Genomic DNA, 26,793 nt, shown 5'->3' with positions numbered 1-26,793 from the left:
GCGCTACCGGCACCTTCGAACCAAGAACTGCAACCGGGTCCGCTTCGGCCCGGCCTGCGGCGGCCGCTCGGTCCTCTTCGGGCCGGCGGCAATTGAGTTGCCGGCCGTGGGGCCGGCCGGCGAGGCTGACCGCCATGAACGTAGATCGTGCTGCCGAGGAGTTGATCGCGGAGGCGGCTGCCGCACCGGTCGACGGTTGGGGCTTCGGCTGGTTGGCCGGCCGGGCCACCGAGGAACGCCCGCCCTGGGGGTACGCCCGGCTGATCGGCGAGAGGATGGCGCGCGCCGACTCGGCACTGGACGTGGACACCGGCGGCGGGGAGGTGCTCGCCGAGGTGCCGCACGCGCCGAAGCTGCTGACGGCCACCGAGGCTTGGCCACCGAACGTCGAGGTCGCCCGGCGGACTCTGCGCCGGGTGGGCGCGACGGTGGTGGCGGTCGCCCAGGACGCGCCGCTGCCGTTTCGTGACGGCTCCTTCGATCTGGTGGTCAGCCGGCATCCGGTGCGTACCGACTGGGCGCAGACGGCCCGGGTGCTGAGGCCGGGCGGGACGTTCCTGTCGCAGCAGATCGGTGCGGGCACCATGCGGGAGTTGAGTGAGGCGATCCTCGGGCCCCTGCCGCCGCCGACCCAGCGGCACCCCGAGCATGCGGCCGCCGCCGCCGAAGCGGCCGGCCTGCGGGTGGTCGACCTGCGTCACGCCACCCTGCGCGCGGTCTTCTCCGACATTGGCGCGGTGGTCTGGTTTCTGCGCAAGGTGATCTGGACGGTGCCCGGGTTCACAGTCGACCGCTACCGCGAACAACTGCGAAACCTGCACCGCCACATCGTCGACGAGGGCCCTTTCGTAGCCCACGCCCAACGCTTCCTCATCGAAGCGACCCGCTGCTGACGCCCGACCGTCGATCAAGGAGGTGTGCTGACGTACAGGAGCCGCGCACCGGGCAAACGGCCCACCACAACTCCATGATCGACGGCGTGCGGGTTGGGGGTTAGTGCGGGTGGGTTTGGTGGTGGGTGGCCAGGATGTCGGCGCCGAAGTCGCTCGCGGGGCGGCGCAGCACGGTGTGCGCGTGGTTGCCGTCCGAGGTGGTGTTGTCGTACTCGATCAGCAGGTCGTCGCCCTGCACCCGGTAGTAGTGCCGCTGCCCGGGGTGGGTGGGGCCGGCCCAGGCGAAGTGCAACTGCCCGGCGTCCAGTCGAGCGGCCTCACGGATGGCCAGCTCGGGCGGCAGCCGGTCCAGGTAGAGCGCGACCACCTGGTCGAGCAACGCGCGGCCGGTCGGCCCCAGCCGATCCGCCGGTACGCCGAGGGGTTCCAGCAGTCCGTCGACCCGCCCGCGGGTGGCGCTGATGATGTCTCCCGGCGCCTCGTCGGCGATGATCGCGGCGGCTCGCTCGGCTGGCCCCAACGCGTCGAGCAGTGCTCGGGCCAGGTCCTCCTCGACGCCGAGTGGGCGGGAAACCGGGCGGCCGGCGTACCGGACCGCGGCCGGGTTGGCGCCGAAGAAGATCGGCGCGGGGGACACCTGGCCGTCCACTACGGTCATGTTCACCGACAGGTGGTGCCCTTCGACCCGCCACGCCCAGCGGTCGTCGCGCGTGGGGTCGCCGAAGACGGCCACCCAGTAGTCACCGCTGTGCCGCCCACGATGCCAGCCCTCAGCCCGATCGAGGACCTCCTCCAGGGCGATGATCGCCATCGCCTGCGCGTACGCCGAAGGGCTGAGCGCGGTGGCCAGCAGCCGGTGTGCGGCCTTGCGGCCGGCGACGTCCAGCTCGGCGAGGCACACGCCGGGTCGGGGCCGGGGCCGGTACTCCAGCCAGCGGCGGGTCGCTTCGTCGTCGAACGGGTGCATGGCGCTTTCGCGGGTTTCCGGGGTGAGCGTGGCCAGCAGCGTGGTGCTGGCGGCGCGCATCTGCTCGGGCAAAGGATCTTCCACCGACCCTGTATACCGCCATGTCCGTGCCGGTGTCAGCCGGCGCGCAGCAGCTCCGTCATCTCCCTTAGGCCGAAGAACTGCGCGGTCTCCAGGGCCGACGGGTCACCGTGTGCCGGGTCGGCTCCGGCGGCGAGGAGGGCGCGGACCGCCTCGGTGCTGCTGCGGAAGACCGCGGCGGCCAGTGCGGTCTGACCCCGGTCGTTGGCCCGGGAGTGGTCGGCACCCCGACTGAGCAGGGCGGCCACCGTGTCCGGGTGGGAGTGGTAGGCGGCCAGGATCAGCAGCGTGTCGCCCTTGTCGTTGGTGAGGTTGACCGGCAGGCCGGCGTCGAGTTGCGCGGCCAGATCCTCGGTGGAGCCGGCCCGGGCCAGGTCGAACATCCGGTGCGCGAACGCCAGCGTCTCGGCGTCGAGATCGTCGGTCACCGGACCAGGATAGGCGCCGGCCCTGATAGGTTGCTCGACCGGCGCGCGGGGAGGGTCCGATGGGTGAGACGGTGTACGTGGGCAACGCGGGTGTCGACGGTGCCTCCAACGCCGGCTGGTTGCTCGGGCACTTCGCGCCGCCGGGGGAGATCCGGCACAGCACCGACGTCGAGGTGAAGTGGGGCGTGCATCCGCCCGGACAGGCCCGGTCGCGGTGGGCGACCGGGGAACGGCGGACCACTCTGCTCGTACTCGTCGAGGGGTGTTTTCGGGTGGAGCTCCCGGACCGGACGGTACGGCTGTCCGCGCCGGGCGACTACGTGGTGTGGGCCCGGGGGGTGGACCACTCCTGGTTCGCCGAGCGTGCCTCGGTGGTGCTGACCGTGCGGTGGCCGTCGCTGCCGGGCTACCGGGTGGACCCTCCGGTATTGCACTGATCCGCTCTGGCCAGGTCGGTCGTCCCAACAGGCGGAATTACCTACTAAACCTATAGGCTTTGCCGTCTAGAGTACGAGGGCACCCCGCCGAACGATCCGCGAGGAACCGCCATGACCCAGCACCGCCCGGAGCCCGACCTGCTCACCGTTGCCGCTCGATGGGTCGACCCGGCCTGCTGGCCGGTCGCGCTGCGCTTCGACCCCGCCGAGCGCTGGTACGCCCGCCTCGCCGTCGGCGACGACCATGAGGTGTGGGCACTGAGCTGGCTGCCCGGACAGGGCACCGATCTGCACGACCACGGCGGCTCCGCCGGAGCGTTCCGAGTCGTCACCGGCGCGCTCACCGAGGAGACGGTCGCCGGTGGTCGACTACGCCCACGGCTGCTGCCCGCCGCAGCCGGTCGCCGCTTCGGCCCCCGGCACGTGCACCAGGTGACCAACCGGGGCGCGACACCGGCGGTCAGCGTGCACGTCTACCGGCCAGCGCTGCTGCGGATGACCCGCTACCACCTCGTGGACGGGCGGCTGCGGGTCGCCGAGGTCGCCGAAGCGGGCCGTTCCTGGTGAGCGCGGCGAGCACCGATCCAACCCCTGTCACCGGAAGGAACCGAGAATGCAGGTAACCGCCGAGCACCGTCCAGCCCCCGTGCCGCCGCCGGGCTCCCGGGGCATCGACGAGATCCTGGTCGCCGCGCGCGCCCAACTGCACCGACTAAACCCGGAGCAGGCGCACCTGGCGTGCCGGGCCGGCGCCCTGCTCGTCGACATCCGGCCGGCCGCGCAGCGGGCCGCGCACGGGGTGGTGCCGGGCTCGCTCGCGATCGAGCGCAACGTGCTGGAGTGGCGCTTCGACCCCCGCTGTCCGGCCCGACTGCCGCAGGCTGTCGACTACGACGTACCGGTGATCATCCTCTGTCAGGAGGGCTACACCTCGTCGCTGGCCGCCGCCGCCCTGCAGGACGTCGGCCTGCACCGGGCCACCGACGTGGTCGGCGGGTTCGCGGCCTGGCGGATCGCCGGCCTGCCGGCCCTCGGCCCCACCCCGCTGCACCGCGCCACTCCTCTCGCGCCCCCGGTCAACACCGGGTGGGCACGCCGCTGACCGTCACGCCCCACCGGGCGTGGCGGGCGTACCGCCACTTCAGGAGGCACCATGTCCGTCGTCGCCATCCCCACCCGCCGTCACCCCGGGGCGCGCCCACCCCGTCCGCGCACCGGCCCGACCCTGACCATCACCGTCGACCTCGTCCCGGGGCCACTGAGCCCGCGGCTGGCCCGGCTGGTGCAGCTGCTCGGTGAGCTGGCCGAGTCGGGGGAGGGCGAGCTGCGCACCGTCGAGGACCTCGCGCCGAGGCCGCGACCGGCCCCGCGCCCCGCGATCGGCGAGCCGTCCGCCGACGCGGACCACGTCCAGATCCTCGCCGGCTCGCGGGTGGTCCGCCGCGGCGACCGGGTCGTCCCGCTGACCCGCATCGAGTACGAGTTGCTGCTGTTCCTCGCCGAGCGGCCACGCCGCGTCTTCACGCGCCTGCAGTTGTTGTCCAGCGTCTGGGGTTACGAGCACGCGGTGGCCCGGACCGTGGACGTGCACGTCCGCCGGCTGCGCGCCAAGCTGGACGGCTCGGAGCTGGTCACCACCGTCTACGGGGTCGGATACCGGCTGGCCGACGAGGCGCGGATCAGCGTGGATCACAGCCGCTGACCCGTGGTCCCGGGTCGGGCGAACGCGCAGGTGAACCGGACGGGGACCCCCGTATCGGGGCATCTCAAGGGCTCTGCTGTAATCATCAGACCTCGTACGCAGAGCGAGCATCCGGCTCCGATGCGTTCGTCAATTGTCACATTCATGCAACGCGGCCGCCTCTTGACCCTCGCCCGAGCGCCGGGAAACATCGATGAAGCGGCGTCCCGGGCCGTGGGGAGTTACCCGGACCAGCCCAAGGAGGACCATGTCGGTCAGCCCTGCCTCGTCGCGCGCCGGATGGCATACGTCCCAACCTCCGGTGCCCGGTCGACCTCCCGGCGGCCAGCGTCGCCCGGCGAACACCGCCGCGCCCGTGCTCACCGTGACGCTGTCCATTCCGCTGGCCTGTGAGGAGTCGCTGACCCCGGCGGCACATCGACTGCTCGAGGCCGCACGCGAAATGCTCGAGCGGGGCGAGGGCGTGATCATCGGGGGTGTTCCGGTCGAACGCCGCCCCGACCAGGTGCCCGCCAACAGGTCGCCGACCCGGGCGCTCAGCCCGACCATCCCCGCCCTGCACATCCTCGCCTCGTCCCGCTCGGTGCTGCGCGACGACGAGCCGCTGCCGCTGACCCGGCTGGAATTCGACCTGCTGCTGCACCTCGTCGCCCATCCGCGTCGGGTGTTCACACGGCTGCAACTGCTCAACGCCGTCTGGGGCTACGAGCACGCCGGCGTACGCACCGTCGACGTGCACGTGCGTCGGCTGCGCGGCAAGGTCGGCGTGGACGTCCCCCTGGTCACCACCGTCTACGGCGTGGGCTACCGGCTGGCCGACGACGCCCGGGTCACCATCGACCGCACCGGCTGACCGGCGGCACCGACCCCAACCGCACGGGGCAGGATGGTCCGGTGCGCATCCGCCCCATCTCGCCCGACCTGCTCATCGACGAGCTGACCGGACGGCTGTCCGACGCGGCGACCCGTGCCGCGACCGCCGCCGCCGGGCCCGCGCGGCTGCGGGTGGCGGTGGACGGCGCTCCAGCGTCAGGCGCTGACAAGTTGGCCGCCGCGCTCGTCGACCCGTTGCGCGCCCAGGGCCGCCCGGTCCTGCACGTACGCGCCACCGACTTCCTCCGCCCCGCGTCGCTGCGCTTCGAGTTGGGCCGCACCAACCCGGATTCCTTCTACGAGACCTGGGTCGACGAGGCCGGGCTGCGCCGGGAGGTGCTCGACCCGGCCGGCCCGGGCGGCACCGGCCGGCTCCTCCCGTCGCTCTGGGACGCCGACGCCGACCGGGCCAGCCGCGCCCGCTACGTCGACCTGCCACCCGGGGGCGTCGTCCTGGTCAGCGGCCCGCTGCTGCTCGGTGGTGGCCTTCCCTTCGACGTCACCGTCCACCTGGAGTTGTCCTCGGCGGCGCTGCGTCGGCGCACGGAGAAGGCCCAGGAGTGGACCCTGCCGGCCTTCGACCGGTACGCGGAGGAAGTCGTCCCAGCGAGCTTCGCCGACGTGGTGGTGCGGGCCGACGACCCCCGCCGCCCCGCGCTGGTGCAGCTCGACGGCGACGGCTGACAACCACCGAAAATTCGTCGGTTTGTGCGGCTGATCCGGCGGGTACTCGCCCGGCTCACAGAGCGCGGGTGATCGCCCGCGCACCTACTGCGACCGTGACCGGGGCCTGACGCCGCCGGCACCCGGTTCACCTTGAGCCTCAGGCCCAGGAAAGGCAGGCAGCGATGGTCGCCCACGACACGGTCGGTACGGCCCGTCCCCAGACGGAGATCGACCAGATCAAGCTCTCCCTCCAGTCGCACTACGACGAGCTGACCGCCGAGTACGACCAGGCCGTGCTCCAGAGCCAGGTGCTGCGGCTCGTGGAGGTCGGCGACACCGCCGGCGACGATCAGGCCGACAGCGGCACCAAGACGGCCGAGCGGGACACCGCGCAGTCCCTGTTGCGCACCATCCTCGACCGCCGCGCCCAGTACGAGCACGCCCTCGGCCGACTTGAGGAGGGCACCTACGGCTGGTGCGAGGGCTGCGCGGCGGCAATCCCGGTGGAGCGGCTGGAGATCTTCCCGTCTGCCACCACCTGTGTGACCTGCAAGCAGACCCGCGAACGGCGGGCGGCCTGAGCGACGCCAGCGGTTGCCGGCCGATCCGGAACGCGATGGACTTCACCCATGGGTGACATCCTGGTGGGCACCGCGTCCTGGACCGACCGCACTCTGCTGGACTCGGGATGGTATCCGCAGACCGCGGACACCCCGGAGAAGCGGCTGGCCTACTACGCCCGGCAGTTTCCGCTGGTCGAAGTGGACGCCACGTATTATTCCCCGCCCGCCGAGGCGACCGCGAGGTTGTGGGCCGAGCGCACTCCGGCCGGCTTCACCTTCAACATCAAGGCGTTCAGCCTGCTGACCGGGCATCCCACCCGGGTCAGCGCCCTCTACAAGGACCTTCGTCCGGAGACCGACAAGAAGAACGTCTACCCCGACGACCTGCCCGCGCAGGCGTACGAGGAGGTGTGGACGCGTTTCCTGTCCGCGCTGGACCCGCTGGTCGAGGCGGGCAAGCTGGGTGCGCTGCTGTTCCAGTTCCCGCCCTGGTTCACCATCAAGCGGGCCAACAAGCAGTACCTGCTGGAGGTGGCGAAGCGCTGCGCACCGCTGCGCGGTGTCTACGAGTTTCGGCACGCGTCCTGGTTCGACGGCGACAATGCCGACGAAACCCTGGCCTTTCTCCGCGAGCACAAACTGCCGTACGTCTGCGTGGACATGCCGCAGGGCCACCGCTCGTCGCTGCCCCCGGTGCTGGCCGCCACCGCGGATCTCGCGGTGATGCGCTTCCACGGTCACAGCGACAAGTGGACCAGCAAGGACATCCACGAGAAGTTCGGCTACCACTACTCCGAGCGGGAGTTGGCCGACTGGGCGCCGAAGCTGCGTGAGCTTGCCGACGAGGCCGGCCAGACGCACGTGCTCATGAACAACTGCTACCGCGACTTCGCGCAGACCAACGCGCAGCAGCTAACGGCGCTGCTGGGTGGGGACAGGTAGGGCAGGCACGCGCCCGCCGCGCTCCCCGTCTCACCCGATCGGGGTGGGGTCGACTCACCCAGCCCGCCGGCAGGGTGGAGACGGTGGGTACGGCGGCCCGAGGCGGCCGACGCCCGGAGACGACACGGAGGTGACGGGGGATGACGGTTCGAGTGGTGACGGATCGACGGCGTGGTGCCGTCCTGCACGTGGTCGGTACGGCCGACAACGCCCGGCGTGCCCCGCAGGGCAGCCCGGTGCGAGCCCGGCGCGGCCCGGTGGGGCCACCGCGTCGCACCGATGACCGACGGTGGGACAGCACGGAACGGGGGTCGACCGATGGCTGACGCGATGATCTCAGCGTTCGAGTCCTCGCTGGACAAGACGAACCTCATTCTCAAGGACATCGAGAACGCCTACGGCTGGCCGAAGGATCGGCGCAACCAGTCGTACGCGGCCCTGCGCACGGTGCTGCACCTGCTGCGCGACCGGTTGCCGGTGGACGAGAGCGTGGAGTTCGCCCAGCAGTTGCCGGTGCTGGTCCGGGGGATCTACTTCGACGGCTGGGTTCCGTCCGACGTGCCGATCAAGCTCAACCGGGACGACTTCCTGTACGAGGTCCGTCAGGGCTTCCCGTACGACGCGGAGGGCGGCCCGGAGCGGGTGACGCAGGTGGTGCTGGACACCCTGCGCCGACACGTCACCCAGGGCGAGTGGCAGGACGTGAAGGACACCATGCCCAGCGATCTCGCCACGATGATGCCGTGACGATGTGACGATGTGACGACGTGACGACGTGACGACGTGACGACGTGACGACGTGACGACGTGACGACGTGACGGCCTGAGCCCGCCCGACGACATCGGGCGGGCTCAGCTGCTGCGCTGCCCGCCGAACCGCCCGTGTCGCCCCGGTTCGACGTCTACGGTGAGGGTTAGAGAAGATCGCGCGTGGGGTACCACCCGCAGCACGACGGACCCCGGCGTACGGCGGGGCGGCACACCCGAGGGAGTACCGATGGCACTCAACGACGACGACATGCAGACCACTGGCGGCGGCGGCCTGGAGGGCCCGGCCGATGGTGGTGCGACGCCCGGTCACCAGGACGGTGGCGCTGACGGTGGCGCGGAGGGCCCGGCCGACGGTGGTGCGACGCCCGGTCACCAGGACGGCGGCGCCGATGGTGGCGCGGAAGGTCCCGCCGACGGTGGTGCGACCCCGGGTCACCAGGACGGCGGCGCCGACGGCAGCGCACGGTAGCGGCACACGATGACGCACCTCGACCCGCCGGGCGGCCACGGCCGCCCGGCGGTTCCGTCCGCAAACGCCACCGCCGCCCTGACCCGCTGCGTCTCGGTCGAACCGGCCAAGTTCGCCGCCGCGCACTGGGGACACACCCCGCTACTGTCCCGCGCGGCCGAGCTGCCCGACCCGGCCGGCTTCACCGACCTGCTCAGCCCCGCCGACGCCGACGAGTTGCTGAGCCGGCGCGGTCTGCGTACCCCATTCCTGCGTGTCGCCAAGGACGGCCAGTTGGTGCCCCCGGCGCGCTGGACCGGCGGCGGCGGTGCCGGTGCCGAGATCGGCGACCAGGTGCTCGACGAGCGGATCCTGGAGCAGTACGCCGCCGGTGCCACGCTGGTGCTGCAGGGTCTGCACCGGATCTGGCCACCGCTTGTCGACTTCGCCCGGGACCTGGGCCTCGCGCTCAACCAACCGTTGCAGATCAACGCCTACCTCACCCCGGCCGGCAGCCAGGGCTTCGCCACCCACTACGACACCCACGACGTCTTCGTCCTCCAGGTCGACGGCCGTAAGCACTGGCGGATCCATCCGCCGGTGCTGCCCGATCCGCTGGAGAAGCAGACGTGGGGTGGCCGCGCCGACGAGGTCGGCGCCACCGCGCAGGGCCCCGCCGCGCTGGACGTGGTGCTCGCCCCCGGCGACGCCCTCTATCTGCCCCGCGGGTGGCTGCACAGCGCGCAGGCACAGGACGCCAGCTCGCTGCACCTGACCGTGGGCATCCGTGCTCTCACCCGGTACGCCCTGGTCGAGGAGTTGCTCGCGCTGGCAGCCGAGGACCAGCGGCTGCGGGCCAGCCTGCCGTTCGGCACCGACGTCGCCGACCCGGACGCCATCGAGCCGGAGCTGACCGAGACGGTGGAGGCACTGCGGGACTGGCTGTTGCGCGCCGATCCGAGTGCGGTCGCCGCGCGACTGCGGCAGCGCGCCTGGTCGGCTGCCCGCCCGGCACCCATCCGGCCGCTCGCCCAGGCTGAGGCGGCGGCCGCGTTGAACGCGGACTCCCGGGTCACCCTGCGCCCGGGTCTGCGCTGGCAACTCGCGCCGCACGGGTCGGACACGGTGGCGCTGCGGCTGTTCGACCGCACCATCACCCTGCCCGCCGACTGCGAGCCGGCGGCCCGTGCCGTGCTCAGCGGCACGGTCACCCGCGTCGGTGACCTGCCCGGGCTGCCCGACGACGCCGACCGGGTGACCCTGGCCCGCCGACTGCTCCGCGAGGCCGTCCTGGTCCCGGCCTGAGCTACCCGGCCTGCGCAAGCAGGCATGAGCTACCCGGCGGTGGCCCCGACCAGCTCGATCCTGAGCGTGTTCGTGACCTCGTCGGTCAGCTCGCCCTCCGCGCCGACCGAGATCGTGCCCTGGTCGGTGACGCCGAAGACGAGTTCCACCGTGCCGGCCTTCAGCACCAGCGGGTCGTCGCCCCCGGTGCCGGCGGCAACCACCGCGCGGATCGTGGTGATCGCGTCCACGAGGGTCGCCTCGACGCCGCTGTCGCGCAGCTCGTGCCGATCCTGGAGATCCTCGGCGACGAGCGTGATGTCGATCGTGTGGGTCTTCTGGCGGGACTGGCTGCCGCCCACCTTGACCTTCCAGCCGATCACCGGGACTCGAAAGTCCACGCCACCGCCGAGCTTCGTGGTGGCGACCACGCTCAAGATCAGTTGAACCGAGCCGACCCGTAGGTCCCGGCCCTCGTCGGTCGCGGAGATGCCGGCCTGCTTCACCGCGTTCTTCACCGCCGACACCAGTTCCTCGACCGGCACGCTGTAGTCGATCACGTCCATGCCGAACCTGCCCCTTCTGCGCGAGTTGAGTTGCCGACCGCTCAGACGGCGGCGGTGGCGAACGGGTCGCCGTACACGGTGTAGGCCAGCCAGGTCGGATCGAGCGGATCGTCCTGCTGCTCGATCCGTGCGGCGAGAGCCGCCGCGCCGAGCGTGGCACCGTCGGCGAGGGACCGGTAGAACGAGGTCGCGAAGCGAGCTGAGCTGTCCGAGCGCACCGCCCAGAGCGTGCCGACGAACGCGCCCGCTCCGGACGACATGAACTGCTGCGCCCAGCCGAGCATCTTCGTGTACGTCGGTGCCACGCCCGCACTCCGGCACGCGTTGATGAAAACGAGGGGGCCGGTTTCCGCCAGCAGTTTCCGGATGCTGGCCTCGGCGAGCAGGGCCGGCTTGAACCGGCCACCATCCATGTCGATGAACGAGCCGTCCGAGGAGAATGTGTTGTGGCAGGCGAAGTGGGTCGCCCCCAACACCCCAGAGTTGATCAAGGCGAGGAGTTCGTCGGCCCTGGTGATGGGCTCGCTGTCGGCCGCGCCGAGGATCGCGCGGATGGCGGCGACCTCGTCGTGCGCGCCGGTGGGAGCCTTCGTCGGCACCACGAAGCGTGGGTTGCGCAGGCCGACCTTCGCGTTGCGGTGCTGACCATAGGTGCGGCGGACCACGGGGACCTGCTCGACGAGGAAGCCGGCATCCCGCTGGGCACTGAGCGGATAGAGCAGTTCCCACGGGACCACGTCGTGGTCGGTGGCGATCGTGAAGGCGCTCATGTCGGCGCCGACCTGCCAGAACTGGTCCTGCACGTCGGCCGGCACCATCTCCGACCACAGTTGGATGCCCGCCGACCGGATGACCTCGCGGGTCATCGTCGCGTTGTAGCGGGAACCACCCCCGGCGAGCTGCTGCAACTCCTTGATCGCGTTCTCCACCGCGGCGTTCGGCGTGTTCGTGATCGACTCGACGACCGGGGCGAACAGGGCTGCGTCGGAGCGCAGTTGGAAGGTGTAGCGGCCGCCGTCGAACCGCACCTCCATGGTGACCTCGCCCGGTCGTGCCTGCGGGGCACCCATCGGGGCCGTCTTCGGCTGGCCGTCACGGAACGGCCCACCGTCCGCGACGGAGACCTCGACGGACACCTCGCTGAGGAACGTGCCGCCGGCCCAGGCCGTCACGTCGATGCGATGCAGACCGGGGGTACGCGCACCGAAGCCGAATCGGATCGGATTCGGATCCTCGTCCGGCAGGACCAGCACGGTCTGCTGGAGCGGGCCCTCGGCGTGCAGGCCGGCGGGCGCGTGGACGGTCACGGTGACAGGTGTGCCGCCGTCGCTGACGAGGAAGTTCGCCAATCGCGCGGTCACGGCGTCCGGGTGAACCGGCCGCCCTTCGGTGACGAGCCGGACGTCGACGCTCAGGTCCCGACCCGCCGGAACCTGGGTGGGCGCGCGCGCCACCAACAGCCGCTCCGCTGCTCGGGTATCGCCCGGGAATGACGAGGTCACCGGCCCGGTATACGTAGGTATCCCCGCCGCCCAGTTCCCGCCGAATACCGGAACGTCCGCCTCATCGGCGGCGAAATCCATGTCGGCCTCCCCGACGAACCGGGGCCGCACCAGCCGGTACGCGGCTCGTTCGTGCAGGTCGTTCCGCTCCCGCTCCAGTTCACGCTCTCGCGCATAGCGACGACCTCGTTCGTCGAGGGAAAGCCGTGCGCCTCTCCGATAGAGGGTGATGCCGTCGAGAGCGTACGTGTCTCGGTTGAGCCGTCGGTCGATGGCTGTCTCGGCTTGGATCACCTCGTCGAGGGCGTACTGCGAACTGATGGGCCGGCAGGCGTCCAGCACGAACTCGCGGATCGCGCCCGCGGCGTCCGTGATCGCGCGTCGGACGACCTGCGCCGGGTCGGTCACCCGGAAGCCGACGGTGATCGACGCCTCGAAATGGTACGCGCCCTTCGCGGGCAGCCGAACGTCGAAGACGACCTGGTGGTCGCTGGTGTCCACCTCGTAGCGCGTCGCGTATCGAGCAACGAACCCTGGGTGCCACCACGCCATCGACCGGCCGCTGTCGGCGACCTCCAGACCGCCCTGGCGGGTCGCGTAGACGATCGCCGCCGCTCGCCCGCGCCTGGGGGGCGGCATGAACCAGCGCACCGGTTCCGCGCTGAGGATCAGCGGGATCGCAGGCCCAGCGGTCTCGGTCTCCGCGCCGAAACTCGTCGCGAGGTCGTCGATCAGGTGGCGGATGTCCGCATCAACGGTGCTCGTGTAGATCCGCCGGTAGTGCTGGTGGACAAGCGGCCCGAGCGCTTTGGGCAGAACCGGCTCGGGTGGCAGCGCGGCGCCGTCCACCAGCACCGGAATGACCGGGACCTGCTGTTCGAAGGCGGCCTCGATCGTCCGGCGGCTGGTGTGCGGAAAGTGCTCCGGGAAGCCTGCCGGAACGTCGATTGAGCGATCTTCGAACACGACGATGAGTGCCGCCGAGGCCGACAGGCGGCGCTGAAGCTCGGCGGAGGACACGACCGCGACCGGATCCTCGCGAACGACGCTGTCGCTGCCGAATCGAGCGGTCAGCGCGTCATCGAGCAGGCGCGCGACGACGTTGTCGCCGTCGGCGCGGTAACTGAGGAAGAGGCTGACCATTTGACCTACCGTATCGAAGATCGCCTCCTGATTTTCGCCGCACCGGCGGTCGGCTATTCGACAGCCCTTTGTGGACTGATTCGACCAGTTCGGTCAGCGGCCCAGCGCCAGCAGCAGCCCGGTGGCGAGCACCCCCGCGCCGACGACCACGGTGATCGGCCGGGGGCCGAGCACCGCGTGCCGGCGGTCGGCCAGCACCCGCGCCGGCACCAGGCCCACCAACGGCCCGAGCAGGGTCACCACCAGCGCCAGCACCGGCAACCCGACCGCCAGGTCGCCGCCGTACCCGACGCCGAGCGCCCGAGCACCCGCGCCCAGCGCGTACGCCACCACGGCACCGGCGACTCCGCAGAGCGCCAGCAGCGGGTTGACCGAGCCCGGCAGCTCACCCGGCTGCCCGGCCCGGTCGAGCAGGTCACGAGCCCTCGCGAGCAACGGCACGGGGTCGGTGGCCCCGGTGCCGTTCGCGGGTGCCGGCGGGCCGCCGAGTCGACGGGCACCCAGTCGGGCGCGTACCTGCTGCCACAGGTGCGCCACCTCGGCGTCGACCCGTTCCTGCTGCTCACGCGCGTCGACCAACTCCTCCTCGGCGCGCTGGACCTCGGCGGCGGCCTCGGCGACAGCCCGCTCGGCAGCCGCGCACTGCCGCTCGTGCCAGGCATGCGCCTCGGCGCGCTGCTCGCGCACCCGCGCGGTCACGTCGGCCAGCCGCCGCAGCTGCGCCGAGTACGTCTCACTGGCCACTGGTTCGTTCATCGCGACGGTCCATACGGGATGATGACCTGCCCGGTGCGGTGGACCGCCCGGTCGAAGAAGAGCCCCCGCCAGGGGCGGGGATACCAGTCCGGGCCGCCGGTGCCCGGGTAGAGCGAAGCACCCAGCTCGCCGCCGTGCGCGTCCAGTGCCACCCAGGCGCCGATCTGGTCGGTGCGGGCGGCCGGCCCGCCCAGGTCGGCGCGCATCCGGGCCACTCCCCGCCACCAGGCCAGCACGTGCGTCCGTCGTTCCGGCCCGTCGTGCATGATCCGGCGGAGCTGCTCCAGACCGGTGCGGCGACCCGCGCGGGCGGCCAGCGCGCCGGCTGCCGCGTCGACCGCGAACAGCAGCAGGTAGTGCGGGCCACCCGGCCCGGTCAGCCCGTCGGCAGTCTCGGCCATCAGCTCGCCCACGGTCTCCTCGTCGTACCAGGCGGCGTCGTCGGCCAGGTCGTCGTAGAGGGCGCGGGCGATCGGGTCGGCGTCCGGGTCGAGACAGGCGATGGAGAACCGGGCGGTGCCCGGCGGGTGCTGGCGGGCCAGCGACCGGGCTGCCGCGTCCAGCACCGCGCACGCCTCGTCCACCCGGGTGCCCAGCACCGCGAGGTTGCGCCCCGGGGCGCGCGGCAGCCGCAGCGCCGCCGAACGGGACTGCACGTCGATGATCTCGCCGAGCAGAGCCACCGGGTTACGTGGCACCGTCCCGTCCGGGGGTACGCCGAGCGCCCGGAAATCCGGTGCGTCCGCCAGGCGGGGGATCGCGTCGCCGTCGAACAGTCGGGCCGGTGCCGCGTCGGCCGGGCGCATGCGCCACAGCCGGTGCTGCAACCCGCTCCACGTCTCCCAGTCGCTTGCCGACGGGATCCGTGCTATCTCGTTGCCCTCCACCATGCCCGACTCGGCGTTGACCACCGCGTGCCAGCGGGGCAGCGACTGCGCCGCGTCGTTGCGTTCGGCGAGGATTCGCAGCGCCTTGGGCAGCGCGATGCGCAGGGTGAACTGGGCGACCAGTGCGGGGCGGCCCCACAGCGCCTCGATGCCCCGCACGTCCTGCGAGGCGAGCACCAGGTGGATGCCCTGCGACCGGCCGCGTCGGGCCAGGTCCTCCAGCAGGTCGGCCGCTTCTCGGGCGACCACGTCCCGGCCGGCCAGCAGCATCTGGAACTCGTCGACCACCGCGACGATGCGGGGCCAGTGCCCGGTCGGGTCGACCGCCCGCAGCTCGGCCAGCTTGGTCACCTCGTGCTTCTTGGCCGCGTCGGCCCGCCGGCGGAGTTCCTCGGTGAGGAAGCGCAGCAGCGCCAAGCCGAACTCCCGATCGGTGTTGACGTTGATGCCGACCAGGCGCATGTGCGGCAACCAGCTCGGGTCACGCCGGCCCTGCGCGAACCGCGCGAAGGACACCCCCTCCTTGAAATCCAGCAGGTAGAACTCCAGCTCGGCGGGGGAGTAGCGGGCCGCGAGGGCACCGATCCACGCGAAGATCAGGTTGGTCTTGCCGGTGCCGGACGGCCCGCCGATCAGCGCGTGCGGTGGATAGTCACCCAGCGTCAGCCGCACTGGTCGGCCGTGCGGCCCCTCACCGATCGGCGCGGTCAGCCCGTCGGCGGAGCCCTCCCGCCACATCAGGTCGGGCGGGGGCAGCAGGTCGGCGAACGGGGTCGGCGGTGGGCCGGCGTTCACCTGGGCGGCGATCTCCCGACAGGTCTCGGTGACCAGCGTCGCCGGTGGCGGCGGGTCCAGCCGGACCGGCAGCCCAGCCGACCCGCCGATCCGCGCGCCGGACACCCCGGCCACCACCCGGGTCACCGTCGGATCCTCCGGCAACGGCACACCGTGGACCACCAGATGCACCCCGCACGCCGCGCCGGCCCGTACGACCCGGTCCAGTTGCCCGCGCTCATGCCGGTTCAGCTCATCGCCGCCGAGCAGCACCGCCACCCGCCACGGTTCGGGTCGTCGGCCGGTCGCCGCGGCCAGTTCGCGCAGCGAGGCGTACTCGCCGGCGAGCACCGTCTCGTTGATCCGGCGGATCTGCTCCACCAGGTCGTCCAACAGTGGGCTCAGCCCGCCGGGGCCGACGAAGGTGAGCAGGCCCGCCGTGCCCAGCGGGGCGAAACCGGCCAGGCCGCCACCGAGCTGCTCCGGGTCGTACCCGATCAGTCGTACCGCCCCCGGGTCGGCGCGGCCGACGGCCCGCAGCAGCAACGCGGAGACCACCGCGTCGCAGCCGGCCCGGTCGTCCCCGGAGAGGTGTACGTGCCCGGCGTCGAGCAACGGCACCAGCGCGGGCACCGGGTCGACGCCGTCGATCCCGACCGTGCCGACCCGCAACGCGCCGGGCGGCTCCGCCCGCCGGGCCGGCGTCGGTGCCCACCCCGCCCAGCCGGCCCCCGCGCAACCTGGCGCCTCCTGACGGGCGGCGTCGGCGGCGCGCCGGGCCAGCTCGGCGATCCGAGTGGAGTAGCGGGCGTCGATCTCGGCGATGCGGCGGTCCCGCTGGGCGCCCACCCGCTCCGGTACGGCGGCTGCCGCCCGCTGCACCCGGGCCAGCCGTTCCCGCCCGGCGGTCAGCTCAGCCTGGGCGGCGGACAGGCGGGTACGGGTGGCGCCCAACGCCTCGGCGAGGGTGTCCCGGACCCGGCTGGCCAGCTGCCCGCGCCGGTCAGCCATCGGAACCCCGGCGAGTCGGGGCGTCCCGCCATGGGCTGCCCGAGCGCGGCGGCAACCCACCAGAGCGCAGCCCATCAGAGCTTCCCGGCCGTGGGCCCACATTGCCGGGCCGCTGGCCCACGCCGCCCGGCTGACCCGTGCCTGGTGACCGGCTGCCGCCCGCTTGCTGTGGCCCGGTGCCAGGCTGGCCTGCGCCGGCTGGCTGCGGGCGGGCGCCCGCGGGCAGATCCCGGCCGAGGCGGGCGAGCAACAACCCGGTCGCCACCCCGGCCGTCACCGCGGAGTCGGCGGCGTGCGGCGGCTCCCCGGACGCACGCGGCGGCGGCATCCTGCAGACCCGGGTCAGCAGCGTCTCCAGCACCGGCGGCGGCAGTCCGGGCAACAGGTCGCGGACGCGCCCGTCCAACTCCCCGCGCAGACGCCCGAGATCGGTGGCGCGGGGCGGGTGCCCCAGCAGCTCACCGGCCAGCTCGCGCAGCAGCGGTGGTGCGAGCGCCGCCATGCCCAGCCCCACGTCGGCCGGGGCTCGGCGCAGCTCGGTACGCAGTCGGTCCCGGTCGCCGGCACGCACCCCACCCACGACGCGGCGCAGCAGCTCCTGGGAGTCGCCCAGCTGCTCGTCGGGTTCGTCGGTGCCGCCGTCACGCCCGCCGGTCAGCTCGGCGACCCGCACCGACCACCAGCGGCGCAGCCGGACCTGTTCGGCCGCCTCCGGTGCCACGGCGGTCGGCCCGGCCGCCGGTGATCTGTCGTGCTGGGGTTCGCGCTGTTGTGGGCGGGGTGCCGGGGCGCCGTCCGCGGCGAGCCCGATCGCACCCAGGTACGCCGACAGCTGCTCCTGTGCCACCCGCAACGCGTAGCCGGCGCTCTCGGCGTGCTCGGTGGCGGCCGACAACTCGGGCACTCCCATCGGGTTGGCCGACTCCTGGCGTACCCAGCGCAGTCGCTCCGCGGCCAGGCCGAACTTCTCCAGCGCCTGCCCGAGCAGGGCCACCGGGAACTCCTCGCTGGCGGCGCGGACCTGCCCACCGACGTCCTCGATGATGGACATGGCGGCCTACAGGGTGGAGACGTAGAGCTGCGCCTGCTCGACCGCGACAAGTGTCGCGGCGAGACACTCCTCCAGCTCCTGGCTGGCCTGGGTCAGCGACGCCTGGGCCGCCTCGACCGTCTCGTGCCCGCTGCCCTCCAGAGCACCGGCCAGGGTCTGCTGCGCCTCGGCCAGTTTCTCGCCGGCGGCCTGCACGGCTGTCTGCCCGTCTCCGATCTGTTGGAGGGCGACATCGATGGCAGCCTTCAGCTCAGCGACGCTGGCCACGGCGGAACCTCCTGGGGGCGGGGAGATCTCCATTAGAGCCTATCGGCGGTCGGGAAAGAACATCCGCCCTGTCGGTGTTCCTGCCCGCCTGTCCGGAAGAGCCCCGGAAGTGCCGGGAGTCCGTTCCGTGGGAGTCCCGGTGCGAGACTTTCTCAGTTGCTGGTCGGTGTGTCGCGCAGCCAGCGTGGGCCGTACACCTCGGCACCCAGCGCGGTCACGCGGCCGCGCAACTCCCGGTCGGCGGTGACCACCAGCCGGCGGCGGCGCGGCGCCCCCTCCACCAGCTCGACCACCGTGTCGTCCCCGGAGCCTGCGGCGGAGACCACCCGGACGCCCTCGGTGCCCGGTACGTCCCGCGCGGCCCCCTCGACCACCAGCACCACCTCCACCGGGGCGGTCAGCCGGGCCGGCAGCCCGACGGTCGCCACCGGGGCGAGGGAGTCACGTAACCGAGCCGCGGCCCCCGCACGGTCGCGCCACCACCCGTTCGGGCGGGAGCCCACCACGTTGGCGCCATCCACGATCAGCAGCGGGGTCTCATCCATCCCGTCAGCCTGCCACCAACGACCGGCCCTGGCCCGACGCCACACCCGGAATGCCGGCGCTCCGCCTCCCGCGGCGTTTGTCGGGGCGCGCGCCGGGTAGCCCCTGCCGACCGTGCCGCGCCCTACTGCGGAGGACAGACATGATGGGACCCGGTGAGACCGGCTCCGACCCGTGGGATGAATTCCTGGCCAGGTACTTCGGTCGGGGCGAGGGAGGGCGCCGACCGCCGCACCGGGTCGACATCACCCGACTGATGACGGCCGACGCCCGGGAGATGCTGGCCGACGCGGCCCGGCGGGCCGCACAACGCCACAGCAGCGACCTGGACACCGACCACCTGCTCTGGGCGGCGCTGCAACGCGAACAGCTGCGTGACCTGATACGCCGGGCCGGCGCCGACCCGGACACCCTGCTCAACGCGCTCGGCGGGAAGGGCGACGGCGCACCGCGCGGGGAGGTGCCGCCGAACCTGTCGTTGACCCCAGCCGCCAAGCGGGCGCTGCTCGACGCCCATCAGCTGTCCCGGGCGATGGGCGCCAACTACATCGGCCCCGAGCACATCCTGATGGCGCTGCCACTCAACCCGGAGTCGCCGGCCGGTCGGATGCTGGCCGCCGGTCGGATCCAACCCGAGTCGTTGCAGGCCGCCAACGCCGAGCGGGGGCCGATGACCGGGCCGAAACCGGACCGTGGCACGCCCACCCTCGACCAGTACGGGCAGGACCTCACCGACCTGGCCCGCAACGATCAGATCGACCCGGTCATCGGACGGGCCGACGAGATCGAGCAGGCCGTGGAGATCCTGTCCCGGCGTACCAAGAACAACCCGGTGCTGATCGGCGAGGCCGGTGTCGGCAAGACCGCCATCGTCGAGGGGCTGGCCGAACGGATCTGCGACGGTGACGTTCCGCAGACCCTGCTCGGCAAACGGGTCGTCCAACTCGACCTGGCCGGTCTGGTCGCCGGCACCCGATACCGGGGCGACTTCGAGGAGCGGCTGAAGAAGGTGATCGACGAGATCCGGGCGCACCGGGACGAGTTGATCATCTTCATGGACGAGATCCACACCCTGGTCGGGGCGGGTGGCGCCGGCAGTGAGGGCGGGATGGACGCGTCCAACATGCTCAAACCCGCGCTGGCCCGTGGCGAGCTGCGGGTGATCGGCGCGACGACGCTGGACGAGTACCGCAAGAGCATCGAGAAGGACGCCGCGTTGGCCCGTCGCTTCCAGCCGGTGCTGGTGCCCGAGCCCAGCGTCGACGACACCATCGCCATCCTGCGTGGTCTGCGCGACCGGTACGAGGCACACCACCAGGTGCGCTTCACCGACGAGGCGTTGGTCGCCGCCGCCGAGCTGTCCGACCGGTACGTCACCGACCGGTTCCTGCCGGACAAGGCCATCGACCTCATCGACCAGGCCGGCGCGCGGGTGCGGTTGCGTACCCGTACGCCCGCCTCCGACGTGCGGGAGCTGGAACAGGAACTCGACGAGGTACGCCGGGACAAGGAACAGGCCGTCACCGACGAGCAGTACGAGCGCGCGTCCGCGCTGCGCGACCGGATCTCCGAACTGGAGGAGGAGATCCGTCGCGCGAACGGCGACGACGGCTCGTCCACCTCGCAGGTGCCCGAAGTGGGGCCGCAGGAGATCGCCGAGGTGGTGTCGCGGGCCACCGGTATCCCGGTCAGCCAGCTCACCGAGGAGGAACGGGATCGGCTGCTGAGACTGGAGGGGCACCTGCACCAGAAGGTGGTCGGCCAGGACGACGCGGTCACCGCGGTCGCCGAGGCCGTCCGTCGCTCCCGAGCCGGGCTGGCCGACCCGGAACGGCCGATGGGCAGCTTCCTGTTCCTCGGCCCGACCGGCGTCGGCAAGACCGAGCTGGCTCGTGCCCTGGCCGAGGCGTTGTTCGGCGAGGCGGACCGGATGATCCGGGTGGACATGAGCGAGTTCCAGGAGCGGCACACGGTCAGTCGGCTGGTCGGCGCCCCACCCGGGTACGTCGGCTACGAGGAGGCCGGTCAGCTCACCGAGGCGGTGCGTCGCCGTCCGTACGCGGTGGTGCTGCTCGACGAGATCGAGAAGGCTCACCCGGACGTGTTCAACATCCTGCTCCAGGTGCTCGACGACGGGCGGTTGACCGACAGTCAGGGCCGCACGGTGAACTTCAAGAACACCGTACTGATCATGACGAGCAACCTGGGCTCCGAGCTGATCACGGGCAGCCAGCGCAGCGTCGGGTTCGGCTCTGGCGCGCCCGGTAGCGAGCAGGAGAGCGACGAACTGCGTGAGCGGCTGATGCGCCGCCTGCAGGAGAACTTCCGCCCGGAGTTCCTCAACCGCATCGACGAGGTCATCATCTTCCGCCGGCTCGAAGCCGAGCAGTTGCGCGACATCACCGCGCTGCTGCTGGAGGAGACCCGCCGCCGCATGCACGCACAGGACCTCCAGGTGGAGTTCACGACCGCCGGCATCGACTGGCTGGCCGAGCATGGCTACCAACCGGAGTTCGGTGCCCGCCCGCTGCGCCGGGTCATCCAGCGGGAGGTGGACAACCACCTGTCCCGGATGCTGCTGGAGTCGGCGATCTCACCCGGGCAGAAGGTCGTCGTGGACGTCCGCGACGGCGCGCTCACCTTCGACGTGACCGCGGGCGAGCGGGGGTACACCGCCGCCACGACCACACACCCGCGATGAGCGGGCCGGCGCGACGAGGCGAACACGAGGACCCGCACGAGCCCGCGGAGTCCGCGAAACCCCGGGACGAGGACGACCATCCCGACCCGATCCTGGCGCCGCCCACCGCGAACCCCCGCAGGACGCGGGTGCCCGCGGAGGGCCTGCATCCGAAGACCCACCAGGACGACCCGGAGACGTCCGGGCCGCCGCCCGAAGAGGAGACCTGATGGTACGCGAAGCGCGGCTCGACCCCGAGGTGGAAGTGCTCTGGGAGGACTTCCACGCCGAGGTCAACGTCCCGTCGGAGCAGCTGCGGACGTGGCTGCTGACCCGGGGTTCGGGGGAGGAGTCGTTCAGCCCGAGCCCGAACCTCGACCTGCCCCAGCCGGGTCGGGAGATCCTCAAGGTGTTGAACAAACGCAAGGTCGATCTCACCCCGGAAGACATCGAGGTGATGCGGGAGGCGGTCGAGCGGATCCGGGAGCTGATGGACGCCAAGCCGTCGCGTGGCAACGCCGACGACAACTGGCGGCACTCGCTGCTCGACCTGGGTCACGACCCGCTCGTCGAACGCTGATTGCTACCACGCGCGACGGTGCCGTCCCGGGCGGGGACGGCACCGTCGCTTCAGGCTATTGGCCCTGGTCGGGCTCCAAGCTGGCGATGGTCAGCCCCGCCGCGTCGGCGGCGGCGTCCCGTTCGGCGCGAGTCTGGTCCTCCCGGGTGAGCAGATTCGCGTACTCGGTGACGTCGGCCGGGTCGGGCACCGCCGGCAGCCGGCGCAGGAACGCCTCCACCTCACGGGTGGCGGCGGTGTGCGCGGCGGCCGCCTGGCGGAGCAGCTCCCGGTCGTCTGCGGACGGGTAGAGATCGGTCATGTCCGCCAGATACCCGGACAGCGGCGGTTCGCACCGCCACCGGCCGGGATACCTCCCGCTCAGCCCGGTCGGACCCCGCTGGGCTGCCGGACACCGAACCCCGGGTTGCGCAGCAGCCAGGCCAGGTATTCGGGATGCGGGGCCAACGAGTCGACGTACGCCGCCTTCGCTGTCTCCAACACCAGGTCGGCCCCCCGGGCGGCGGGGGAGTCCGGATGCCAGCCGAGCAGAAGCCGCCAGCGCAGCGGTATGCCGGCGAGTCGACGGGTGACCAGCCCGGCCACCGGGCGGAACGTCGCCTGGCACAGCGCCACCGCCACACCGGCGTCCACCAGGTCGACGCAGCCACGGATGTCGGTCTCGTACACCTTGCGCGGGGTGAAGCCGGCGCGGGCGCAGGCGGCGGCGAAGCAGTCGCTGAAGCAGCCGTCGCCCGGCGCGGCCACCCACTGCTCGTGACGCAGGTCCCCCAGGCGCACCTCGTCGTGCGCCGCGAGGGGGTGCGTCTCCGGCAGCAGCACCAGCACCGGGTCGATGGCCACCTCCTGCCAGCTCAACCCGAACCCGGCCGACGGGCTGGCGTCGCCGCACACACCGGCCAGCGCGAAGTCCAGTCGGCCGCCGGCCACCAACTGCGCCAACTCGTCCACCGACCAGGAGGCGAACGTGGTGATCTGGGCGGGCGGCTGCTCGGCCGCCAACCGGTGCACCATCCGACCCAGGATCGGGCTGTTCACCCCACCGAACCGGTAGCAGGGTGGCGCGTCGCCGGCCCCGGCCAGACGCGCCGCCTCGTCCTGCAACCCCTTCATCGCCGGCAGCAGCACCCGGGCCCGGGCCAGCACCAGCTCACCGAGCGCGGTGGGTCGGGCACCGCGCCGGTCCCGGTCGAACAGCGGGCCGCCCAGCGTCCGCTCGATGCGCTGGAGTTGGGCGGTGAGCGCCGGCTGGGCCAAGCCGAGCGCCGACGCCGCCTTCGTCACACTTCCCGTCTCCGCGATCGCGCAGACCACCCGCAGGTGACGCAGCTCCAGGTTCATACCGTGACGGTAGGACTACGCGTCAGCCGGCGGAATAGCCCGAGTGGATCGGTGATAATGAATGCAGTGGTGACCGTCGCCACCCCTCAGTCGCGGGGCGGCTCCGGCAGGTCCGCCAGGTACGTCGGTCGGCGGGTCACCGCGTCGAGCACCTTGTCCACCACCCCGACCGCAGGCTCCACGACCCGGTTCCACGGAGGGGTGGCCGGAGTGCCCGGATGTGGACGGGTCGGCGCCGCCTCCTCGGCGATCTCCAGCCGGTTTCCGAGCCGGATCAGTTCCTCCTCGGTCGCGACCGCGCGCAGCTCGGTGACGAGCGCGCCCACCCCGTCGACGTGCCGGCGGACCCGGTCGGCAACCTCGGTCAGCGCCTCGTCCGACATCCCTTTCAGGGCGCTGAGCAGGCTGGCGTCAGCGTTGATCTCGGCATCCACCCGCTCGGCGGCGGCAGGGAGCGCGGCGCGCACCGCCGGCAGCAGGTACTGCTCCTCGGCGGACAGGTGCCGCGACAGCGCGGCGGTGAGCACAGCCAGCCCCTCCTGCCCAGTGGCGTCCGGGCCGGTCAGCTGGTCCAGCAATGTCAGCAGCTGGCGGTGCTCCCGGTCGACGATCTCGGCGATGTTGGGGCCGCCGGGCCGGTAGCCCTCCTCGGGTGCGGGCGCGGGCGGCAGCGGCGGCAGGGGAACGGCGGACATGGTGCCCTCCTCGACTGGCGGGCGGAAGCTCCGGCAGGGACGTGCGGTCACGGGCGGCGGTACCCGAACGCGGTCACGGCGAAACCGACCCGTCGATGCGTCGGCCCGCGGGCACCGGCGCGCCGGCCCGTCCGCGCCGGTGCGCCCGCCGGTCGGCAACCTCCGGCTGGTATGAAGAGGCGATGACGAGCGATGCGGCCTCCAACCGACCCGACCCCACCGCAGAGGTGGTGGACCTCTGCCGCGACCTGCTGCGTATCGACACCACCAACACGGGAGACAACGACACCAGCGTCGGCGAGCGCCGGGCCGCAGAGTACGTGGCGGAGAAGCTCGCCGAAGTGGGCGTGGAGTCCGTCCTGCACGAGTCCGCCCCGGGCCGGGCGAACGTGGTGGCCCGCATTCCGGGCACCGACCCGAGCCGCGGTGCTCTGCTGGTGCACGGCCACCTGGACGTGGTGCCCGCAGACGCCGACGAGTGGTCGGTGCACCCGTTCTCCGGTGAGCTGCGCGACGGCTACCTGTGGGGCCGGGGCGCGATCGACATGAAGGACTTCGACGCGATGGTGCTCGCCGTGGTGCGGCACTGGCAGCGCACCGGCGTACGCCCCCCGCGCGACATCGTGCTCGCGTACACCGCCGACGAGGAGGCGGGCAGCGACTACGGCGCGCGCTTCCTCGTGGAGCACCACCGCGACCTCTTCGACGACTGCACCGAGGCGATCGGCGAGGTCGGCGGCTTCTCGTACTCGGTCAACGACAGCCAGCGGCTCTACCTCATCGAGACCGCCGAGAAGGGCATCGACTGGCTGCGGCTGCACGCCAAGGGCCGCCCCGGGCACGGCTCGATGATGCACGACGACAACGCGGTCACCGCGCTCGCCGAGGCGGTCGCCCGGATCGGCCGGCACCGCTTCCCGGTGGTGGTCACCGATACCGTGCGGGCCTTCCTGACGGAGGTCTCCGACCTGCTCGGCATCGAGTTGGACCCGGACGATCCGGAGACGGCCATCGCCAAGCTCGGCCCGATCGCCAACATCATCGGCGCGACCATCCGCAACACCGCCAACCCGACCCGGTTGAGCGCCGGCTACAAGGACAACGTCATCCCCGGCCGGGCCACCGCCACCATCGACTGCCGCAGTCTGCCCGGCCAGTCCGAGCTGCTGGAGCGGCAGCTGCGTGAGCTGGTCGGCCCGGACATCGCGATCGAGTACGTCCAGCGGCAGCCGGCGCTGGAGACCACCTTCGACGGTGACCTGGTCGAAGCCATGTCGGCGGCCCTGCGAGCGGAGGACCCGGGGGCGCGGCCGGTGCCGTACATGCTCTCCGGAGGCACCGACGCCAAGGCGTTCTCGCAGCTCGGCATCCGCTGCTTCGGGTTCGCGCCGCTTCGGCTGCCCGCCGACCTGAACTTCTCGGCGTTGTTCCACGGCATCGACGAGCGCGTTCCGGTGGACGGACTACAGTTCGGCGTGCGGGTTCTCGACCGGTTCCTCCGGACCTGCTAGCCGTGCCCGGCAGCTGTCGCCGGCACGCAATCTCCCCAACGTGAAGGGACTGCCCCACATGACCGACCAGCACGGTGAGCTGGACGCCGCTCTCGAGCGGGTGATCGAAGCGGCCCGCCACCACCTGGCCGCCGTACGCGCCGCACAGGGCCGCGTCGACGACGACGACGTCTGGCAGGCGTACGTGGCGTTGAACAACGCCTCCTTCGCCTACGACGAGCGGCTGCTCGACGCCTTCGGCGAGGTGACGCCGTGGGATGTCGACTCGATCGACCCGGATGAAGCCGACGAGCGCTTCGGCGGCGCCGAGGGTGCCGAGGCCAGCGACCCACACCCCCGGGTGATCTCGGTGCGGCAGCGCCGTGACTACCGGGTGCCGAGCGTCTCCGCGCTGCTGCGTGTCGCCGAGGCGGCCCGCCGCGAGGGCACCCCGGAGGACGACGAGCCGGCACCGGTGGAGGGCGTCGGCGAGGCGGTGCTGGAGCTGCTGCAGAGCGGCGACGGCTCGCTCGGTGCGCTTGACGTCCCCGAGTTGGAACCGCTCGACGGGGTGGTCATGGTCAGCGAGGTGGGCACCCCTGTCGACCTGGAGTCGTTCGACGACGACGACGCGGTCGGCCCGTTCCAGCCGGCGGTCGACGACCGGCTGGTCGGCCGGCTTGACGAGCACCCGTTCCTGGAGCTCGACGACGATCACGACCACGCCGGGCACCAGCACTAGAAGGCCAGGTCGATCATGGGGGCGTGGTGCCCAGTTTGGTGCTTGACGGGTCGTTTGTCGCCCACCACAGCTCCATGATCGGCGAGGCAAGGCGGCACTAGGTTGGGTGCCGCCCGGGGTCGACTTCGGTCCCGGGCGGCACCGCCCCGGTCGTCAGTAGGACAGACCCGGCTGCGGCTGGTTGACTCGCCGCCGACGCAGCACCACCTGCCGCGTGCCGTCCCGGTACAACCGCACCCGGGCCAACTCCCATCCGGAGAACTCCGCCTGGATCGCCAACTGCGCCGCGGCGGTCAACCGGTCGACGTTCGGCGGCAGCCGCAGCGGCGCGTATTCGTAGTCCATGCCACCCATGCTGCCCAGCCCAGCGGCCATTTGCCACCCCCTCCGGAGTGACCAACGCATCGCTCAGGCGTCGAACTTGCCGCCCCTGATGCCCTGAACAAAGCCTCTCCACTGATTGCCGTAGAAGGACAGCACCGCCCCTGCCGGCCCCTGCCGGCCCCTGCCGGTCTCTGTGACCACCGGTAGAGCGATGCCCGTTTGCCGTGTCGGACCCCCAGGTCGCGCCAAACACCCGTTATAACCCCTTAACGGGCACCACAACTCCATGGTCGACCGGGGCTGGGGCCTCGCCCGCGCGATCTTGCACTTTCTGTCCCGACCTAAGGGGCATGTCACGCAAAACGGCGACCGAAACTGCAAGATCG

30 protein-coding genes and 1 pseudogene are annotated in these 26,793 nt (G+C 72.0%); 18 read left to right on the top strand and 13 right to left on the bottom strand.

The window, feature by feature from the left end; genetic code table 11:
• Positions 1-134: 134 nt before the first annotated feature.
• The gene (locus tag ACLQ28_RS30550) at positions 135-893 is read left to right on the top strand and encodes a class I SAM-dependent methyltransferase (protein ID WP_425689726.1); all 759 of its coding nucleotides are present in this window, start codon (positions 135-137) and stop codon (positions 891-893) included.
• A 100-nt stretch (positions 894-993) separates the two neighbouring features.
• Here the strand turns inward: ACLQ28_RS30550 and ACLQ28_RS30545 are convergent, their stop codons facing one another.
• Positions 994-1,944: a DUF3500 domain-containing protein gene (locus ACLQ28_RS30545; protein ID WP_425689725.1), complete on the bottom strand. Its 951-nt coding sequence runs from the start codon at positions 1,942-1,944 to the stop codon at positions 994-996.
• Positions 1,945-1,976: 32 nt separating this feature from the next.
• Positions 1,977-2,369, bottom strand: a complete 393-nt coding sequence (locus ACLQ28_RS30540; RefSeq protein WP_425689724.1) for an ankyrin repeat domain-containing protein — start codon at positions 2,367-2,369, stop codon at positions 1,977-1,979.
• 59 nt (positions 2,370-2,428) lie between these two features.
• Between ACLQ28_RS30540 and ACLQ28_RS30535 the strand changes: the two genes are divergently transcribed.
• The 12 genes and pseudogenes from ACLQ28_RS30535 to ACLQ28_RS30480 all read left to right on the top strand — a co-directional run bounded on the left by ACLQ28_RS30535 (position 2,429) and on the right by ACLQ28_RS30480 (position 10,076).
• A complete protein-coding gene (locus ACLQ28_RS30535) occupies positions 2,429-2,806 on the top strand; it encodes a signal peptidase I (RefSeq protein WP_425689723.1) in 378 nt (125 codons plus the stop codon).
• Positions 2,807-2,917: 111 nt separating this feature from the next.
• Complete coding sequence (locus tag ACLQ28_RS30530; RefSeq protein ID WP_425689722.1) at positions 2,918-3,373, top strand: cysteine dioxygenase; 456 nt, start codon at positions 2,918-2,920, stop codon at positions 3,371-3,373.
• A 46-nt stretch (positions 3,374-3,419) separates the two neighbouring features.
• Positions 3,420-3,908 (top strand): rhodanese-like domain-containing protein, encoded by a 489-nt coding sequence (locus tag ACLQ28_RS30525; protein ID WP_425689721.1) that lies wholly within the window; start codon positions 3,420-3,422, stop codon positions 3,906-3,908.
• A 51-nt stretch (positions 3,909-3,959) separates the two neighbouring features.
• A complete protein-coding gene (locus ACLQ28_RS30520) occupies positions 3,960-4,508 on the top strand; it encodes a winged helix-turn-helix domain-containing protein (protein ID WP_425689720.1) in 549 nt (182 codons plus the stop codon).
• A 247-nt stretch (positions 4,509-4,755) separates the two neighbouring features.
• Complete coding sequence (locus tag ACLQ28_RS30515; RefSeq protein WP_425689719.1) at positions 4,756-5,361, top strand: winged helix-turn-helix domain-containing protein; 606 nt, start codon at positions 4,756-4,758, stop codon at positions 5,359-5,361.
• A 41-nt stretch (positions 5,362-5,402) separates the two neighbouring features.
• Positions 5,403-6,065 (top strand): uridine kinase, encoded by a 663-nt coding sequence (locus tag ACLQ28_RS30510; protein ID WP_425689718.1) that lies wholly within the window; start codon positions 5,403-5,405, stop codon positions 6,063-6,065.
• A 164-nt stretch (positions 6,066-6,229) separates the two neighbouring features.
• Positions 6,230-6,628, top strand: a complete 399-nt coding sequence (locus tag ACLQ28_RS30505; RefSeq protein ID WP_184186748.1) for a TraR/DksA family transcriptional regulator — start codon at positions 6,230-6,232, stop codon at positions 6,626-6,628.
• A 48-nt stretch (positions 6,629-6,676) separates the two neighbouring features.
• Complete coding sequence (locus tag ACLQ28_RS30500; protein ID WP_425689717.1) at positions 6,677-7,552, top strand: DUF72 domain-containing protein; 876 nt, start codon at positions 6,677-6,679, stop codon at positions 7,550-7,552.
• 140 nt (positions 7,553-7,692) lie between these two features.
• Entirely contained in the window at positions 7,693-7,878 is a 186-nt protein-coding gene (locus ACLQ28_RS30495) for a hypothetical protein (protein WP_425689716.1), read from the top strand.
• Complete coding sequence (locus tag ACLQ28_RS30490) at positions 7,871-8,299, top strand: DUF2267 domain-containing protein (protein WP_184186757.1); 429 nt, start codon at positions 7,871-7,873, stop codon at positions 8,297-8,299. Before ACLQ28_RS30495 ends, ACLQ28_RS30490 begins: the two co-directional genes overlap by 8 nt.
• Before the next feature lie 250 nt (positions 8,300-8,549).
• Positions 8,550-8,786 (top strand): annotated as a pseudogene (locus ACLQ28_RS30485) (hypothetical protein); the annotation flags it as partial.
• A 15-nt stretch (positions 8,787-8,801) separates the two neighbouring features.
• Entirely contained in the window at positions 8,802-10,076 is a 1,275-nt protein-coding gene (locus tag ACLQ28_RS30480) for a cupin domain-containing protein (RefSeq protein ID WP_425689715.1), read from the top strand.
• Between the two features lie 29 nt (positions 10,077-10,105).
• On the opposite strand, the gene ACLQ28_RS30475 is transcribed toward ACLQ28_RS30480, so the two are convergent.
• The 7 genes from ACLQ28_RS30475 to ACLQ28_RS30445 form a co-directional block, all read right to left on the bottom strand.
• Complete coding sequence (locus ACLQ28_RS30475) at positions 10,106-10,621, bottom strand: trypco2 family protein (RefSeq protein WP_425689714.1); 516 nt, start codon at positions 10,619-10,621, stop codon at positions 10,106-10,108.
• A 41-nt stretch (positions 10,622-10,662) separates the two neighbouring features.
• Positions 10,663-13,266: a CHAT domain-containing protein gene (locus ACLQ28_RS30470; RefSeq protein WP_425689713.1), complete on the bottom strand. Its 2,604-nt coding sequence runs from the start codon at positions 13,264-13,266 to the stop codon at positions 10,663-10,665.
• 93 nt (positions 13,267-13,359) lie between these two features.
• Entirely contained in the window at positions 13,360-14,022 is a 663-nt protein-coding gene (locus tag ACLQ28_RS30465) for a hypothetical protein (RefSeq protein WP_425689712.1), read from the bottom strand.
• Entirely contained in the window at positions 14,019-16,694 is a 2,676-nt protein-coding gene (locus ACLQ28_RS30460) for an FtsK/SpoIIIE domain-containing protein (protein ID WP_425689711.1), read from the bottom strand. The genes ACLQ28_RS30465 and ACLQ28_RS30460 overlap by 4 nt, the downstream gene beginning before the upstream one ends.
• Positions 16,687-17,745, bottom strand: a complete 1,059-nt coding sequence (locus tag ACLQ28_RS30455) for a hypothetical protein (RefSeq protein ID WP_425689710.1) — start codon at positions 17,743-17,745, stop codon at positions 16,687-16,689. The genes ACLQ28_RS30460 and ACLQ28_RS30455 overlap by 8 nt, the downstream gene beginning before the upstream one ends.
• A 6-nt stretch (positions 17,746-17,751) precedes the next feature.
• Positions 17,752-18,012, bottom strand: a complete 261-nt coding sequence (locus tag ACLQ28_RS30450) for a hypothetical protein (RefSeq protein WP_007076395.1) — start codon at positions 18,010-18,012, stop codon at positions 17,752-17,754.
• A gap of 152 nt (positions 18,013-18,164) precedes the next feature.
• On the bottom strand, positions 18,165-18,557 hold the full coding sequence (locus tag ACLQ28_RS30445; protein ID WP_425689709.1) for a hypothetical protein: 393 nt from the start codon (positions 18,555-18,557) through the stop codon (positions 18,165-18,167).
• Positions 18,558-18,697: 140 nt separating this feature from the next.
• Between ACLQ28_RS30445 and ACLQ28_RS30440 the strand changes: the two genes are divergently transcribed.
• From ACLQ28_RS30440 to ACLQ28_RS30430, 3 genes are read left to right on the top strand one after another with little or no spacing between them, the layout of a single operon-like run.
• Complete coding sequence (locus ACLQ28_RS30440; RefSeq protein ID WP_425689708.1) at positions 18,698-21,256, top strand: ATP-dependent Clp protease ATP-binding subunit; 2,559 nt, start codon at positions 18,698-18,700, stop codon at positions 21,254-21,256.
• Positions 21,253-21,465 carry a hypothetical protein gene (locus ACLQ28_RS30435; protein ID WP_425689707.1) on the top strand — a complete coding sequence of 71 codons (213 nt, stop codon included), beginning with the start codon at positions 21,253-21,255 and terminating at the stop codon, positions 21,463-21,465. The genes ACLQ28_RS30440 and ACLQ28_RS30435 overlap by 4 nt, the downstream gene beginning before the upstream one ends.
• A complete protein-coding gene (locus tag ACLQ28_RS30430) occupies positions 21,465-21,815 on the top strand; it encodes a DUF3140 domain-containing protein (RefSeq protein WP_425689706.1) in 351 nt (116 codons plus the stop codon). The genes ACLQ28_RS30435 and ACLQ28_RS30430 overlap by 1 nt, the downstream gene beginning before the upstream one ends.
• A gap of 55 nt (positions 21,816-21,870) precedes the next feature.
• Here the strand turns inward: ACLQ28_RS30430 and ACLQ28_RS30425 are convergent, their stop codons facing one another.
• From ACLQ28_RS30425 to ACLQ28_RS30415, 3 genes are all read right to left on the bottom strand, one after another.
• Positions 21,871-22,116, bottom strand: a complete 246-nt coding sequence (locus ACLQ28_RS30425; protein ID WP_425689705.1) for a hypothetical protein — start codon at positions 22,114-22,116, stop codon at positions 21,871-21,873.
• A 59-nt stretch (positions 22,117-22,175) separates the two neighbouring features.
• On the bottom strand, positions 22,176-23,156 hold the full coding sequence (locus ACLQ28_RS30420) for a LysR family transcriptional regulator (RefSeq protein ID WP_425689704.1): 981 nt from the start codon (positions 23,154-23,156) through the stop codon (positions 22,176-22,178).
• Positions 23,157-23,242: 86 nt separating this feature from the next.
• A complete protein-coding gene (locus tag ACLQ28_RS30415; protein ID WP_425689703.1) occupies positions 23,243-23,851 on the bottom strand; it encodes a hemerythrin domain-containing protein in 609 nt (202 codons plus the stop codon).
• A gap of 182 nt (positions 23,852-24,033) precedes the next feature.
• On the opposite strand from ACLQ28_RS30415, the gene ACLQ28_RS30410 reads away from it, so the two are divergent.
• Together ACLQ28_RS30410 and ACLQ28_RS30405 are read left to right on the top strand one after the other, a co-directional pair.
• Positions 24,034-25,362 (top strand): M20/M25/M40 family metallo-hydrolase, encoded by a 1,329-nt coding sequence (locus ACLQ28_RS30410; RefSeq protein WP_425689702.1) that lies wholly within the window; start codon positions 24,034-24,036, stop codon positions 25,360-25,362.
• 58 nt (positions 25,363-25,420) lie between these two features.
• A complete protein-coding gene (locus ACLQ28_RS30405; protein ID WP_425689701.1) occupies positions 25,421-26,083 on the top strand; it encodes a hypothetical protein in 663 nt (220 codons plus the stop codon).
• A 153-nt stretch (positions 26,084-26,236) separates the two neighbouring features.
• Here ACLQ28_RS30405 and ACLQ28_RS30400 read toward each other — a convergent pair whose 3' ends face one another.
• Positions 26,237-26,428: a DUF5703 family protein gene (locus tag ACLQ28_RS30400; protein ID WP_013734349.1), complete on the bottom strand. Its 192-nt coding sequence runs from the start codon at positions 26,426-26,428 to the stop codon at positions 26,237-26,239.
• Positions 26,429-26,793: the final 365 nt, after the last annotated feature.

It is taken from the genome of Micromonospora sp. DT201 (assembly GCF_049841575.1).
In the GTDB taxonomy this organism is placed as follows: Bacteria; Actinomycetota; Actinomycetes; order Mycobacteriales; family Micromonosporaceae; genus Micromonospora.
This window is presented reverse-complemented; position numbering and strand designations above follow the sequence as displayed.

Excerpts from the sequence above, each read along its gene's own strand:
- ACLQ28_RS30550 (WP_425689726.1), top strand. The coding sequence starts at position 135 with ATGAACGTAGATCGTGCTGCCGAGGAGTTGATCGCGGAGGCGGCTGCC.
- ACLQ28_RS30535 (WP_425689723.1), top strand. The coding sequence starts at position 2,429 with ATGGGTGAGACGGTGTACGTGGGCAACGCGGGTGTCGACGGTGCCTCC.
- ACLQ28_RS30530 (WP_425689722.1), top strand. The coding sequence starts at position 2,918 with ATGACCCAGCACCGCCCGGAGCCCGACCTGCTCACCGTTGCCGCTCGA.
- ACLQ28_RS30525 (WP_425689721.1), top strand. The coding sequence starts at position 3,420 with ATGCAGGTAACCGCCGAGCACCGTCCAGCCCCCGTGCCGCCGCCGGGC.
- ACLQ28_RS30520 (WP_425689720.1), top strand. The coding sequence starts at position 3,960 with ATGTCCGTCGTCGCCATCCCCACCCGCCGTCACCCCGGGGCGCGCCCA.
- ACLQ28_RS30515 (WP_425689719.1), top strand. The coding sequence starts at position 4,756 with ATGTCGGTCAGCCCTGCCTCGTCGCGCGCCGGATGGCATACGTCCCAA.
- ACLQ28_RS30505 (WP_184186748.1), top strand. The coding sequence starts at position 6,230 with ATGGTCGCCCACGACACGGTCGGTACGGCCCGTCCCCAGACGGAGATC.
- ACLQ28_RS30500 (WP_425689717.1), top strand. The coding sequence starts at position 6,677 with ATGGGTGACATCCTGGTGGGCACCGCGTCCTGGACCGACCGCACTCTG.
- ACLQ28_RS30495 (WP_425689716.1), top strand. The coding sequence starts at position 7,693 with ATGACGGTTCGAGTGGTGACGGATCGACGGCGTGGTGCCGTCCTGCAC.
- ACLQ28_RS30490 (WP_184186757.1), top strand. The coding sequence starts at position 7,871 with ATGGCTGACGCGATGATCTCAGCGTTCGAGTCCTCGCTGGACAAGACG.
- ACLQ28_RS30480 (WP_425689715.1), top strand. The coding sequence starts at position 8,802 with ATGACGCACCTCGACCCGCCGGGCGGCCACGGCCGCCCGGCGGTTCCG.
- ACLQ28_RS30475 (WP_425689714.1), bottom strand. The coding sequence starts at position 10,621 with ATGGACGTGATCGACTACAGCGTGCCGGTCGAGGAACTGGTGTCGGCG.
- ACLQ28_RS30470 (WP_425689713.1), bottom strand. The coding sequence starts at position 13,266 with ATGGTCAGCCTCTTCCTCAGTTACCGCGCCGACGGCGACAACGTCGTC.
- ACLQ28_RS30465 (WP_425689712.1), bottom strand. The coding sequence starts at position 14,022 with ATGAACGAACCAGTGGCCAGTGAGACGTACTCGGCGCAGCTGCGGCGG.
- ACLQ28_RS30460 (WP_425689711.1), bottom strand. The coding sequence starts at position 16,694 with ATGGCTGACCGGCGCGGGCAGCTGGCCAGCCGGGTCCGGGACACCCTC.
- ACLQ28_RS30455 (WP_425689710.1), bottom strand. The coding sequence starts at position 17,745 with ATGTCCATCATCGAGGACGTCGGTGGGCAGGTCCGCGCCGCCAGCGAG.
- ACLQ28_RS30445 (WP_425689709.1), bottom strand. The coding sequence starts at position 18,557 with ATGGATGAGACCCCGCTGCTGATCGTGGATGGCGCCAACGTGGTGGGC.
- ACLQ28_RS30440 (WP_425689708.1), top strand. The coding sequence starts at position 18,698 with ATGATGGGACCCGGTGAGACCGGCTCCGACCCGTGGGATGAATTCCTG.
- ACLQ28_RS30435 (WP_425689707.1), top strand. The coding sequence starts at position 21,253 with ATGAGCGGGCCGGCGCGACGAGGCGAACACGAGGACCCGCACGAGCCC.
- ACLQ28_RS30430 (WP_425689706.1), top strand. The coding sequence starts at position 21,465 with ATGGTACGCGAAGCGCGGCTCGACCCCGAGGTGGAAGTGCTCTGGGAG.
- ACLQ28_RS30425 (WP_425689705.1), bottom strand. The coding sequence starts at position 22,116 with ATGACCGATCTCTACCCGTCCGCAGACGACCGGGAGCTGCTCCGCCAG.
- ACLQ28_RS30420 (WP_425689704.1), bottom strand. The coding sequence starts at position 23,156 with ATGAACCTGGAGCTGCGTCACCTGCGGGTGGTCTGCGCGATCGCGGAG.
- ACLQ28_RS30415 (WP_425689703.1), bottom strand. The coding sequence starts at position 23,851 with ATGTCCGCCGTTCCCCTGCCGCCGCTGCCGCCCGCGCCCGCACCCGAG.
- ACLQ28_RS30410 (WP_425689702.1), top strand. The coding sequence starts at position 24,034 with ATGACGAGCGATGCGGCCTCCAACCGACCCGACCCCACCGCAGAGGTG.
- ACLQ28_RS30405 (WP_425689701.1), top strand. The coding sequence starts at position 25,421 with ATGACCGACCAGCACGGTGAGCTGGACGCCGCTCTCGAGCGGGTGATC.
- ACLQ28_RS30400 (WP_013734349.1), bottom strand. The coding sequence starts at position 26,428 with ATGGACTACGAATACGCGCCGCTGCGGCTGCCGCCGAACGTCGACCGG.